Genomic DNA, 12,415 nt, shown 5'->3' with positions numbered 1-12,415 from the left:
CCGCGCCGCGCCAAGGCTGGCGCGGTCCCTGCCTTGCGTGGTGAAATAACATGGCCGAACCTGTATTTGCTCCGTGGACAGACCCGGCGGCCAAGCCGCTTATCCAGTTCAGGGGCGTGACCAAACGATTTGGCGACTTCACCGCCATCGACGACCTGACCCAGTATATCTACGAACGCGAGTTTTTTGCTCTGCTCGGCCCGTCCGGCTGCGGCAAGACCACCCTGATGCGGATGCTTGCCGGGTTCGAGGAACCGACCGAGGGCCAGATCCTGCTGGACGGGCGCGACATTGCCCATGTGCCGCCGAACAAACGCGCGGTGAACATGATGTTCCAGAGCTACGCGCTGTTTCCGCATCTGTCCGTTTATGACAACATCGCCTTTGGCCTGCGGCGCGAGAAAAAGCCCAAAGATGAAGTGCATGCCCGCGTACAGGAAATGTTGCGCCTGACCCGTCTGGAACGGTTCTCCGGCCGCAAGCCGCACCAGATTTCCGGCGGACAACGTCAGCGCGTGGCCTTGGCCCGGTCGCTGGCCAAGGCCCCGAAGCTGCTGCTGCTGGATGAACCGCTGGGCGCGTTGGACCGCAAGCTGCGCGAAGAAACCCAGTTCGAGCTGATGGACATTCAGGAAAAGACCGGCACCACCTTCATCATCGTCACCCACGATCAGGAAGAGGCGATGACCGTCGCCACCCGCGTCGCGGTGATGAACGAAGGCAAGATCGCACAGGTGTCGACGCCGGATGTGATCTATGAGGCGCCGAATTCCGTCTATGTGGCCGATTTCATCGGCGACGTGAACCTGATCCGCGGCATGGCCGAGGCCCGCCCCGAAGCCCCGGAACCTCCTGCGGCGGAGATGCCGGAACCAGCCCCCGCAACGACGCCAGAGCCTGTCACGGAACCGGCGACGGCCCCCGCGCCGCACCAATCCGCCCCGCAACCCAACGATATGGGGCGCGCCCTGCATGATCGGGTCCTGAGCCCGATCTTCGGCAAGTGGATCGACGACGAACAGCGCCGCCTGCCGCCACCGTCAGAGACGGAGACGGAAGCACCAACGCCGGCCCCGGCTGCGGCTCTGACGCCCGCGCAACACTCCGCACCCGATCTGCCCGCCGGTGGCCTTGCTATCCATTGGGCCGAGGGCCATTCGCCGGTGATCGCCACCAATGGCGATCCGGCAATGGCCGGGCAACCGGTGGTCATCGCGTTGCGCCCGGAAAAGGTTGGTATCGCCAAGCAGCGCCCCGATGCCCCCAACACGCTGCGCGGCAAGGTCATCGACATCGCCTATCTCGGCAATATCTCGACCTATCATGTCGAGATCGAAGGCGGCACCATGATCAAGGCGCAGGCCGCCAACACCCGCCGCATCTCGCGTCGTGATATCACTTGGGAAGACGAGGTCTGGCTGAGCTTTTCGGCAACCGCCGGTGTCGTGCTGAAGGACGCGTGATGCGACGCGCCGTCCTGATCGCCGTCCCCTACTTCTGGCTGCTGGCGCTGTTTCTGGTGCCCTTCCTCATCGTGCTGAAGATCTCGCTGTCGGACTACGCGCTGGCGCGACCACCCTACGCGCCGCAACTGGACTGGAACGAAGGCTGGGCCGGTGTGCGCGCCTTCTTTTCCGGCCTCGATATCGAGAATTTCACCTTTCTGACCACCGATGACCTCTATTGGAAGGCGTATCTCAGCTCACTTCGCATCGCGCTGGTCGCGACCTTCGTGACGCTGCTGGTGGGCTATCCCGTAGCCTACGCCATGGCCCGCGCGCCGCAAGAATGGCGTCCGACGCTGCTGATGTTGGTGATCCTGCCGTTCTGGACCAGCTTTCTGATCCGGGTCTATTCGTGGATCGGCATTCTGTCGACAGAGGGCGTGCTGAACCAGTTCCTGATGGCGATTGGCGTGATTTCGGAACCGTTGAACATCCTCAACACCAACTGGGCGGTCTATATCGGCATCGTCTACACCTACCTGCCCTTTATGATCCTGCCGATCTATTCGGCGCTGGAAAAGCTGGACGAAAGCCTGCTGGAGGCGGCGGAAGATCTGGGGTCTTCCCGGTTCGAGGCGTTCTGGCTGATCACCATCCCGCTGTCGCGCAATGGTATCATCGCCGGGTGTTTTCTGGTGTTCATCCCGACCATCGGGGAATTCGTGATCCCCTCGTTGCTGGGCGGGTCCGATACGCTGATGATCGGCAAGGTCCTGTGGGAAGAGTTCTTTTCCAACCGCGACTGGCCGGTGGCCTCGGCGGTGGCGGTTGTGCTGCTGCTGATCCTGATCATCCCGATCGTGCTGTTCCAGCGGTCCGAGGAAAAGGCACGGGAGGCCGAAAGATGACGCGAGACGAATTTTCGTCGAAAATTCGCCCCTGCCCGGAGGTCCGGACATGAGACGGTTTTCGTGGTTCAACGCCACCTCGCTGACTCTCGGCTTTGTCTTTCTGTATCTGCCGATGGTCCTGCTGGTGATCTATTCCTTCAACGAAAGCCGTCTTGTCACCGTCTGGGCCGGGTTCTCGACCAAATGGTATGGCGAACTGCTACAGAACGAGGAATTCCTTGATGCAGCCTGGGTCACGCTGAAGGTCGCGCTCTTTTCGTCCTCGATTGCTACGGTTCTTGGCACGATGGCGGCCTATGTTCTGGTCCGTGCCGGGCGTTTTCCGGGACGGACGCTGTTTTCCGGCATGATCTACGCACCGCTTGTCATGCCGGAGGTCATCACCGGCCTGTCGCTGCTGCTGCTGTTCATCGGATTGGGTCTGGACCGGGGCGTTATGACGGTTGTGCTGGCCCATACCACGTTTTCGATGTGCTATGTATCGGTTGTCGTGTCGTCACGCCTCAGCACCTTTGATCAGGCGCTGGAAGAGGCGGCGCTGGATCTGGGCGCCTCTCCGTTTGAGAGTTTCACGCTGATCACCCTGCCGATCATCGCGCCTGCGGTCATCTCTGGCTGGCTGCTGGCCTTTACCCTGTCGCTGGACGATCTGGTGATCGCCAGCTTTACCACTGGCCCCGGCGCAACCACCCTGCCGATCAAGGTCTTTTCCGCCGTCCGTCTTGGCGTCAGTCCCGAGATCAACGCGCTGTCCACCATCCTGATCGGTTTTGTGACGGTGGGGGTCATCTCGGCCTCACTGATCACCAAACGGGCCTCTGTCCAACGCGCGCGCGAGGAACAGGCCGCTCAGCGCACCTCGTGACGGGCCTGTTTGAGCCTGCGGCTTACGGGCCGCAGGGGGCCTGTTTCTGGGCCGACACGGTAACCCCAGAGATCTGGCCCACGCTCGACAGTGATACAAACTGCGACGTGGCGATCATCGGCGGCGGCTTCACCGGCCTAAACGCCGCGCTGCGCCTTGCCCAGCAAGGTGCCTCCGTCGCTGTGCTGGAGGCCGAGCATCCCGGCTGGGGCGCATCGGGGCGCAATGGTGGGTTCTGCTGCCTTGGCGGTGCCAAAGCGCCCGATGCCATGCTGCGGCGACAGTTTGGGCCAGATGCGCCGCGCCGCTGGGCGCAGACAGAGATATCCGCCGTCGCCCATGTGGCGTCGTTGATCAACCGGCATGGCTGGGACGTCGACCGGCATTCGCACGGCGAGACCCTGCTGGCCCATAAACCACGCGCCTTTGACGCGCTGAAAGCAGCGATAGAAGAAACCGCCGAGGCCTATGGCGTCACCCCTACCCTGCACTCTGCGCAGGACCTGCATGACAATGGCATAGGCGGTCCTTGGTCTGGCGGCATGACGCTGCCGATCGGCTTTGCCCTGAACCCGCGCAAGTATCACGCGGGGCTGGCCAGGGCGGCGCAAGACGCGGGCGCGCGCCTCTATGCGCACAGCGCTGTAACCCGCCTGCAACGGGACGGGTCGCTCTGGCACCTTGAAACCCCGCAGGGGCGTGTGACCGCGGACAGCGTGATTATCGCCACCAATGGCTATGGCCACGAGGACCTGCCGCCGTGGCTGAATGCCCGGACGCTGCCGGTGCAGTCCAGTGTCATCGTCACCCGCCCGCTTACCGAGGATGAGAGACAGGCGGCGGGCTGGACCTCGGCGCAAATGGCCTACGACACGCGGTTCCTGCTGCACTACTTTCGCCAGTTGCCTGACGGGCGGTTCCTGTTCGGCATGCGCGGCGGGCTGCGCGCGACACCTGCGGCACAGGCGCGCCTGTCCCGGCGCATCCGGCGCGATTTCGCGCGGATGTTTCCAGCTTGGGCAGAGGTCGGCATCACCCATGAATGGTCCGGCCTTGTCTGCCTGATGTGCCCCCTTGTGCCGTTCGTTGGCGCGGTGCCCGATCAGACCGGGCTGTTTGCGGCAATGGGCTATCACGGCAACGGGGTTGCCATGGGGTCATACGCGGGGCGGCTGGTCGCGGACAAGCTGCTGGGGTTGCCCACGCAGGCCCCCGATTGGCTGGGCTCCGCGCCGCCGCGCTTTCCGCTGGGCCGATATCGCCGCCTGTTGCTGGCCCCCGCCTATCTGGGGGCCGAGGCGCTGGACCTCTGACAGGGGCGGTGGCTCAGCCCTGCGGGGTCATATTGGGCCGCGCCTTGCCGCGTTGCAGGCCAAGCTGTCTTTCGCGCCAGATGATGATCCCGCCCGCGGCCACCACAATCACCGACCCGATCAGCACCATGGCTGTCGGCACTTCGTCAAAGAACCAGTAGCCAAACAGGATCGCCAGCAGGATAGAGGCATAGTCAAACGGCGCCACAACCGCCGCCCCGGCAAAACGATAGGCCGAGGTCAGAAAGATCTGCGCAATGCCGCCAATCAGCCCCGCCGCCACCAGCATCGTCACAACCTCCGGCGCAGGCCATGCCCAGCCGAACGGGATCGTCGCCAGCGAAAACACTGTCGCGGTCAGCGAAAAGTAGAACACGATGGCCGAGGTCTCCTCGACGGCCACCATCTTGCGGATCTGGATCTGCGCCATTGCGCGCATCACCGCAGAGGCCAGAACAAGGGCCACGCCCAGCGTCGCCGAGCCCCCCAGTTCGTCCAGCGACAGGCGCGGCCAAAGCACGATCACCACCCCCATCAGGCCCAACCCGACCGCCGACATCCTAAAGAGCCGCAGCCGTTCTCCCAGCAGCATGGCCGCCAGCAGAACCGTCATCATCGGCGCGGCAAAGCCGATGGCCGTCACCTCTGGCAGCGGCAACAGACCAAGCGCGGCAAAGCCGCAGCCCATCGCCGTCACCCCGATCAGCCCGCGCCAGATGTGCAGCATCGGGTTTTGCGCCTTTAACCCGGTTTTCAGATCCCCGCGCATCGCCAGCCATGCCACGATCACCGGCATGGCAAAAAACGACCGAAAAAACACCGCCTCTCCGGTTGGCACATGATCAGAGCTCGCCTTGATAAGCGAGGCCATGATGGTGAACAAAACGACAGAGGTCAGCTTCAGCGCGATGCCACGCAGCGGGGACATGGGGGCTCCTTCGGGGATGGCGCGACTGTGGCCCCGCAGGCGGCAAAGGTCAATCGGCCCCCTGTGGTCGTCACCGGGTTTGCCGCGCCTTTAGGTGGTCTCGCGGCAATGCTTGCGAAACGCGCGCTTGAGCAGGTCCAGTTCGGCCCGCAAAAGCGCCACTTCGGCGCGGATGTCCTCATCCAGCGCCTCTCCTGCGATCACCGTGAAGCTGTCCAAAAGCGCATCGTCGCGGGCATCGCGGATCAGAACCGTCCGCACACCGTCGCCCAAGGCCTCGACCGGGACCGGCACCTCGACCACCCAGCGATTTCGCTCTGCCGTGTCGGCGACAACAACCCCGTGGACCGGGCGTTCCTCGAAACTGGCCACCACGTCGGGCGGGCGGTCATTGCCCGCCTCGGCAACCAGCAACCCTTCCCAGACGCCATCGCGAAAGCGGGTCTTGGTCAGTGTGAAACCGCTCATTCCGATCCTTTCCCGCGTGTCACAACGCGGCCCGCCTGCGACGACTGAATGTCAGGTCGCGCAGGATCACCTGATTCATGCGCGGTCCTTCGAAAATCAGGTCCAGCCACATCTTTTCAACCCGCTTTTCGTTGAGCCGGGTATAGGCAAGGTCGAATTCCACCTGCACCGTCTCTTCGTGCAACGGCAATTCGCGCACCACCTGTTCCGTATTGGGCCCGTGTTTGACGTTCAGACGGGCAAAAATCTCTAGCGGTTCTTCGGATTCGACGATGGTTTCGACCCGGATGAGATGCTGGCGCGTCAGCCCCTCAACCGCGCTTTCCGGCAAATCCACCGCGAGCGACAGGTAAGATCCGGTAAAGCCAAAAACATCCAGTTTAAGCCCAAAGGCGGCCAGATCGGCAGCGCGGGTGTTGCGGATCTGGCGCAGGGTCAATTCGGTCCGTTGGCAATCGTGATACAACGTCGCTTCGCGCCCCAGCTGCGCCTTGCTCCGCACACCGACTATTCCCTTGATCGGCAGCGTGCCGCTCCAGAGTTCCGGCCGCCAGGCCCAATCCGCATCCTCTGGCCTTGGAAAGGACTGGTTGCCGATCATCGGCAGCGCAAGCCGCGCGTCCGCGTGATGGATCAACTCATCCAGCTGCGTCTTCAGCCGCCGTGCCTGCGTGCGCTGTTGGCGCAACTCGGTCAGTTCCGTTTGCGGCGCGTCGCGCGCGGCGCGCGTCCATCGCCGCAACCCTGCCGCATAGGCCGCTTTGCCCAACCAGTCCTGCACACCTGCTCCCATGACCGTTTTGCCCGTTTCCGGTGTCGCGCCTTTGGCCCACCGAACCCGAGGGATAATTTCCCGTATGGAAACTATTGTGGCAAGTCCTGACGATTGAATAAACGACCAAGCCATCCGCCGGTCGGTTTTTGCGTCGGTGTCACGCTGCGGCGCGGGTTGGCGGCGCTAAGCTGCGCTATCCGGTCCCTGACCCGCGAGATCATCGCCGCCCCCTGCTCACCGGCCAGGGCGCTGCCGCGCGGCGCGTACAGCGCAAGTCCGACCAATCGGTCGCCCTGTAGAAAGGCCGCCCGCCAATAGCGCGGGTCGCTGCCGTCGAACATGATGTCGCCGCCGCTGCCCAGATGCGCCACCACCCGGTCGGACGCGGTCTTGCTCGCCAGCAATTTCGCATTCGCGACCTGCGCCAGCGCCTTGGGCGTCGGCAGGTCGGGGCCGTCACCGCGCGGCCCCACCGTGACCGTCACCAGCATCGGCACCACGGGCCGCCCGGCCCGGCCGCCGCTCAGGATGTGGCAGGACGCAATCAGCGCGAACCCCCGTTCCGGGGCGGTGCGCCGGGTCGAGGGATCAATGCAATAGCCGTCCGGCCCCGCGACAACGACGTCGCCCCCCGCCAGACTGACCCGCGCCAGCGGCGGCTTGCGCGGCCCGCCAGCCGGGCCGCCGCGCGCAAAGAACGCGGCCAGCCCTTCGCGGGCCTCTGTTTCGGCCCCGCCGGGACCGGATGCGGGCTCACCGGCCAGACATCCCGATACCAGCAGCACGCCAGCGGCGCACAGAAGATTGCGCACCGCCGACATGGCTCAGAGATCCGCGTAGACGTGTTTTTCCTCCGCCCCGCCCGGATGGGTCACGGCACCTTTGTAGGTCTCGCCCACCAGTTGCGCATATTTCCACAGCGCGCCCGAGGCATAGATGGTGTCCCTCGGACCGGTCCAGGCCTCTTTGCGCTTGGCCAGATCCTCATCGCTGAGGTTGACCGAAATGTCGCCGGTGACCGCGTTGATGGTGATCATGTCACCATCCGCGATCAGCGCGATCGGCCCGCCATGCGCCGCCTCGGGGCCGACGTGGCCCACACAGAAACCGCGCGTCGCACCAGAGAATCGGCCGTCGGTGATCAGCGCCACCTTCTTGCCCATGCCCTGCCCCGACAGCGCCGAGGTGGTCGACAGCATCTCGCGCATGCCCGGACCGCCAGCAGGCCCCTCATTGCGGATCACCAGCACATCACCCTCTTTGTAGGCGCGCATCTTGACCGCCTCAAAGGCGTCCTCTTCGCATTCGAACACTCGCGCCGGGCCGGTGAACACCTGATCTTCGGGCGCAATGCCCGCGACTTTCACGATGGCGCCCTGCGGTGCAAGGTTGCCCTTCAGACCCACGACACCGCCGGTCGGCGTGATCGGCTTGTCCACAGGATAGATGACCTTGCCATCCGCTTCCCGCTCGATCAGGTCCAGCTCTTCGCCAATGGCGCGGCCGCTTGCGGTCATGCAATCCTCGTGGATCAGGCCCGCGCGGCGCAGTTCCTTCATCACGACCGGCACGCCGCCGACCTCATAAAGATCCTTCGCCACATAGTTGCCGCCGGGCTTGAGGTCGACGAAATAGGGCGTATCGCGGAAGATATCGCAAACATCGTCAAGGAAGAATTCCAGCCCGGCCTCATGCGCGATGGCAGGCAGGTGCAGACCGGCATTGGTCGACCCGCCGGTGCAGGCAACAACGCGCGCGGCGTTTTCAAGGCTCTTGCGGGTGACGATATCACGCGCCCGGATGTTCTGCTCCAGCAGATGCATCACGGCAATGCCCGAGGCCGTGCCATAGGCGTCACGGCTTTCATAAGGGGCCGGCGCGCCGGACGAATTCATCAGCGCAAGGCCGACGGCCTCGGACACACAGGCCATGGTGTTGGCGGTGAACTGGCCACCGCAAGCACCCGCACTGGGGCAGGCGGCCTTTTCGATGGCGCGCAGTTCTTCGTCGCTGTTCGCGCCCGCTTGATGCCTGCCCACGGCCTCGAACACGTCCTGGACGGTGATGTCCTTGCCCTTGTACTTGCCCGGCACGATGGAACCGCCGTAGATAAAGACCGACGGCACGTTCAGACGCACCATGGCCATCATCATCCCCGGCAGCGACTTGTCGCAGCCCGCCAGACCGACGATGGCGTCATAGCAATGGCCCCGCATGGTCAACTCAACCGTGTCGGCAATCGCCTCACGCGACGCCAGCGAAGAGCGCATGCCCTCGTGCCCCATGGCAATGCCGTCGGTCACGGTTATGGTGGTGAACTCACGCGGGGTGCCAGAGGCTTCCTTGACGCCCAGCTTGACCGCCTGCGCCTGCCGGTTCAGCGAGATGTTGCACGGCGCAGCCTCGTTCCAGCAGGTTGCCACGCCGACCAGCGGCTGATGGATCTCATCCTCGGACAGGCCCATTGCGTACAGAAAAGAGCGGTGCGGGGCACGTTCCGGGCCCTCTGTCACATGACGGCTGGGCAGTTTTGTCTTGTCGAATGGACGCTTGAGCATCGGATTGGCTCCTCCCGCAGAATGGCTTTTCCTTGGAATAGCGAAGCGGCATAGCCTGCACAAGCGTCAAGCGCCACATGGCATGCCCGCGCATCGGGCGCGGCAGTTCAAGTCGTTTTGGGGATCTCTTCGGAATCGAGGCAAGGCGCGGCCTGCACCTTCTTCTCTGCCAAAATACCCCGTCCACCCTCTCCTCCGGCACCCGCCCCGCGATGCGCGCCCGGTGGGACGGCGGGCGGGGCGATGTTGCGCAGGCAACGAGCGGCGCCCACCGTCATCCGGATCCGATCAGCGCCCCGGCGGCAAAGACCAGCGCGCCGCCCAGAACCACCTGAAAGGCGGCGCGCAGGAACGGCGTTTCCATGAACCTGTTCTGGATCCATGCGATGGCCCAAAGCTCGATAAAGACAACGACCAGCGCGATGGTTGTGGCGGTCCAGAAATGCGGAATCAGATAAGGCAGCGCGTGCCCCAGCCCGCCCACCGTCGTCATGACTCCGGCGGCAATCCCGCGCTTGACGGGAGAGCCGCGCCCCGACAATTCGCCATCGTCCGAGGCCGCTTCGGTAAAGCCCATGGAAATCCCCGCCCCGACAGAGGCGGCAAGCCCGACCAGAAACGTCGTCCAGGGGTCATGCGTGGCAAAGGCGGTGGCAAAGATCGGCGCAAGGGTCGAAACCGATCCGTCCATCAGACCCGCCAGACCCGGCTGCACCCATGTCAGCAGGAACTGGCGCTTGGCGCGGTCATCCTCGCCGGCGCGGGCTTCTTCGCCCAGATGCTGCTTTTCCAGTTTGTGCGCCGCATCCTGATGCCGCGCCTCCATCGCCGCGAGATCCCCCAACAGCTTGCGCGTGTCCGCGTCCTGCGCCGACTGCGCCGCCATGTGATAGAACCGTTCGGCCTCGCGCTCCATGTTCCCGGCTTCTTCGCGGATACGGTCCAGTGAAAGGGTCTCGGCCAGCCAGACCGGGCGGCGGGCATAGAACCCGGCCACATGCTCGCGCCGGATCAACGGGATGACCTCGCCGAAACGGGTCCGGTGCAGGTCGATCAACGCGCGCCTGTGGCCGTCCTCTTCGCCCGCCATGCCTTCAAAAATTTTTGCGGTGTCGGGATACGCCGCCCGCAGGCGTTCGGCATAGCCGCGATAGATGCGGGCATCGTCCTCTTCCGAGGAGATCGCCAGCGCCAGCACTTCTTGTTCGCTCAGGTCCCGGAACCGGCGACGACTTCCCATATACAGCATGACCACGCCCCTCTTTAGAACGATTCCAAACTATATCGTGACGGCAAAAGCTCAAGCCCGTAGTCCCGAAGATGTTCATTCTGCCGCAGGTGTCCGATCCGGTCTTGAAATTCGGGCCGCGGCGATCCATTTTCGAACTGAACAGTTCAGTTCAGTATCTTGATGGAGCAAATCATGACCCGCACTCTCCTGTCTCTCGCCACCGCCTGCGCCCTGATCGCCGGACCGGCGCTCGCCGATGTCGGACCGGTCTTTTTGCCGGACTTCACCTTTCCCGCTCCGCCGTCGCAACCGGACACATCCACCCAAGGCTGCGTGACCGCACACCCCTGCTCATGACGCAGCGCATTTCTTGCCCAAACTGAACCGGGCGGTTTATAACTGCCCGGCAAGGGGAGGACTGAAATGTCCACACAGGCGACCGTCCGCAAGGGACGCAAATTCGATCAGGTCATCGACGGCGCGCGCAACATTTTCCTGCGCGACGGGTTTGAGGGCGCCAGCGTCGATGAAATTGCCCGCGAGGCGGGTGTCTCCAAGGCGACGCTTTACAGCTACTTCCCGGACAAGCGCCTGCTTTTCATCGAGGTCGCCAGCGCGCAATGCGGGCGGCAGGCCGATGAGGCCGTGCTGTCCATCGACATGTCCCGCCCCCCGCGTGAGGTCCTGTCGCAGGCCGGACGCAAGTTTCTGAGCTTTCTCTACTCCGAGATGGGTCAACGCATCTTCAAGATCTGCCTGTCCGAATCCGAACGCTTTCCGGATCTTGGCCGTCAGTTCTACCAAAGCGGGCCGATGATCATGCGCCGGGTGATGACCGACTATCTGTCCGCCGCCCGCGACCGCGAAGAATTGCGGATTGACGACATCGACCTTGCGGCGGATCAGTTCGCGGAACTGTGCAAGGCCGATCTCTGGCCCAAGGCGCTGTTCGGTATCCAGACCAGCTTTACCGACGCGGAAATCGCGCGGGTTGTGGATGGCGCTGTCGACACCTTCATGGCACGTTACGGCGCATGACAAGCGCCCCGGCGGGCGCGCTGGGGAGAATTGATGAAGACCGTATCCGAGAATAGCTGCTTTGGCGGAACACAAGGCGTGTACACCCATGAATCGCAGACCTGCGCCTGCGACATGACCTTTGGGCTCTTCCTGCCCGAAGAGGCGGCTTACGTGCCGGTGCCGGTGCTGTGGTATCTGTCGGGCCTGACCTGCACCCATGAAAACGCGATGGTCAAGGCGGGCGCACAGGGCTGGGCCGCCGAACAGGGCATTGCGCTGATCTTCCCCGACACCTCGCCGCGCGGCGAGGACGTGGCCGATGATGAGGCTTACGATCTGGGCAAGGGCGCTGGGTTCTACGTCAATGCCACACAGGACCCGTGGCAGCCGCATTTTCGCATGTGGGACTACATCGCCGACGAACTGCCCGCGTTGGTGGGCGAACACTTTGCGCTCGACATGGACCGACAAGCGATCACCGGGCACTCCATGGGGGGTCATGGCGCATTGACGCTGGCGATGAACTTGCCCGGACGCTTTGCCTCTGTCTCTGCCTTCGCGCCCATTGCGCACCCGACCACCAGCGACTGGGGCCGCAAACAACTGGGCGCATATCTGGGTGCGGACGAAGCGACTTGGGCCACACATGACGCCACTCTGCTGATGCGTGAAAAAGGTTTTGACGGGCCGGTGCTGATCGATCAGGGCGGCAGCGATCAGTTCATTGACCTGCTCAAGCCCGAGGCGTTGTCACAGGCCATGGCTGCCCGCCGTCAGGACGGCGTGTTCCGGATGCAGAAAGGCTATGATCACAGCTATTTCTTTGTCTCGACCTTTATCGAGGACCACGTGGCCTTTCACGCCGAGGCGCTTCATGCGTGACCCCGTCCCGGCCCTGCGC

At 63.7% G+C, this 12,415-nt stretch carries 13 protein-coding genes and 1 pseudogene; 8 read left to right on the top strand and 6 right to left on the bottom strand.

Features of this window, described 5'->3' with window-relative positions:
* Positions 1 to 50: 50 nt before the first annotated feature.
* From ACN0S5_RS09285 to ACN0S5_RS09265, 5 genes and pseudogenes are all read left to right on the top strand, one after another.
* Positions 51 to 833, top strand: a pseudogene (locus ACN0S5_RS09285) (ABC transporter ATP-binding protein); the annotation flags it as partial.
* On the top strand, positions 819 to 1,463 hold the full coding sequence (locus tag ACN0S5_RS09280) for a TOBE domain-containing protein (protein WP_417207929.1): 645 nt from the start codon (positions 819 to 821) through the stop codon (positions 1,461 to 1,463). The pseudogene ACN0S5_RS09285 and the gene ACN0S5_RS09280, both read left to right, overlap by 15 nt.
* Positions 1,463 to 2,353, top strand: coding sequence for an ABC transporter permease subunit (locus ACN0S5_RS09275; RefSeq protein ID WP_417207903.1), 891 nt, complete (start codon positions 1,463 to 1,465; stop codon positions 2,351 to 2,353). Before ACN0S5_RS09280 ends, ACN0S5_RS09275 begins: the two co-directional genes overlap by 1 nt.
* Positions 2,354 to 2,402: 49 nt before the next feature.
* Positions 2,403 to 3,221: an ABC transporter permease gene (locus ACN0S5_RS09270; RefSeq protein WP_417207902.1), complete on the top strand. Its 819-nt coding sequence runs from the start codon at positions 2,403 to 2,405 to the stop codon at positions 3,219 to 3,221.
* A complete protein-coding gene (locus tag ACN0S5_RS09265) occupies positions 3,218 to 4,534 on the top strand; it encodes an NAD(P)/FAD-dependent oxidoreductase (RefSeq protein ID WP_417207901.1) in 1,317 nt (438 codons plus the stop codon). Before ACN0S5_RS09270 ends, ACN0S5_RS09265 begins: the two co-directional genes overlap by 4 nt.
* 13 nt (positions 4,535 to 4,547) lie before the next feature.
* Here ACN0S5_RS09265 and ACN0S5_RS09260 read toward each other — a convergent pair whose 3' ends face one another.
* The 6 genes from ACN0S5_RS09260 to mbfA all read right to left on the bottom strand — a co-directional run bounded on the left by ACN0S5_RS09260 (position 4,548) and on the right by mbfA (position 10,512).
* Complete coding sequence (locus ACN0S5_RS09260; RefSeq protein WP_417207900.1) at positions 4,548 to 5,462, bottom strand: DMT family transporter; 915 nt, start codon at positions 5,460 to 5,462, stop codon at positions 4,548 to 4,550.
* Between the two features lie 90 nt (positions 5,463 to 5,552).
* Positions 5,553 to 5,930, bottom strand: coding sequence for a hypothetical protein (locus tag ACN0S5_RS09255; protein ID WP_417207899.1), 378 nt, complete (start codon positions 5,928 to 5,930; stop codon positions 5,553 to 5,555).
* A gap of 19 nt (positions 5,931 to 5,949) precedes the next feature.
* Positions 5,950 to 6,723 (bottom strand): DUF6478 family protein, encoded by a 774-nt coding sequence (locus ACN0S5_RS09250; RefSeq protein WP_417207898.1) that lies wholly within the window; start codon positions 6,721 to 6,723, stop codon positions 5,950 to 5,952.
* A gap of 71 nt (positions 6,724 to 6,794) precedes the next feature.
* Positions 6,795 to 7,526 (bottom strand): dihydroxy-acid dehydratase, encoded by a 732-nt coding sequence (locus tag ACN0S5_RS09245; protein ID WP_417207897.1) that lies wholly within the window; start codon positions 7,524 to 7,526, stop codon positions 6,795 to 6,797.
* A gap of 3 nt (positions 7,527 to 7,529) precedes the next feature.
* Entirely contained in the window at positions 7,530 to 9,263 is a 1,734-nt protein-coding gene (gene ilvD / locus ACN0S5_RS09240) for a dihydroxy-acid dehydratase (protein ID WP_417207896.1), read from the bottom strand.
* Positions 9,264 to 9,537: 274 nt separating this feature from the next.
* Entirely contained in the window at positions 9,538 to 10,512 is a 975-nt protein-coding gene (mbfA, locus tag ACN0S5_RS09235) for an iron exporter MbfA (protein WP_417207895.1), read from the bottom strand.
* Positions 10,513 to 10,686: 174 nt separating this feature from the next.
* Between mbfA and ACN0S5_RS09230 the strand changes: the two genes are divergently transcribed.
* The 3 genes from ACN0S5_RS09230 (at position 10,687) to fghA (ending at position 12,396) form a co-directional block, all read left to right on the top strand.
* Positions 10,687 to 10,851 carry a hypothetical protein gene (locus ACN0S5_RS09230; protein ID WP_417207894.1) on the top strand — a complete coding sequence of 55 codons (165 nt, stop codon included), beginning with the start codon at positions 10,687 to 10,689 and terminating at the stop codon, positions 10,849 to 10,851.
* A 66-nt stretch (positions 10,852 to 10,917) separates the two neighbouring features.
* Entirely contained in the window at positions 10,918 to 11,532 is a 615-nt protein-coding gene (locus tag ACN0S5_RS09225; RefSeq protein WP_417207893.1) for a TetR/AcrR family transcriptional regulator, read from the top strand.
* Positions 11,533 to 11,565: 33 nt separating this feature from the next.
* The gene (gene fghA, locus ACN0S5_RS09220; RefSeq protein ID WP_417207892.1) at positions 11,566 to 12,396 is read left to right on the top strand and encodes an S-formylglutathione hydrolase; all 831 of its coding nucleotides are present in this window, start codon (positions 11,566 to 11,568) and stop codon (positions 12,394 to 12,396) included.
* Positions 12,397 to 12,415 lie beyond the last annotated feature (19 nt).

It is taken from the genome of Antarctobacter sp. (assembly GCF_048262615.1).
In the GTDB taxonomy this organism is placed as follows: domain Bacteria; phylum Pseudomonadota; class Alphaproteobacteria; order Rhodobacterales; family Rhodobacteraceae; genus Antarctobacter.
This window is presented reverse-complemented; position numbering and strand designations above follow the sequence as displayed.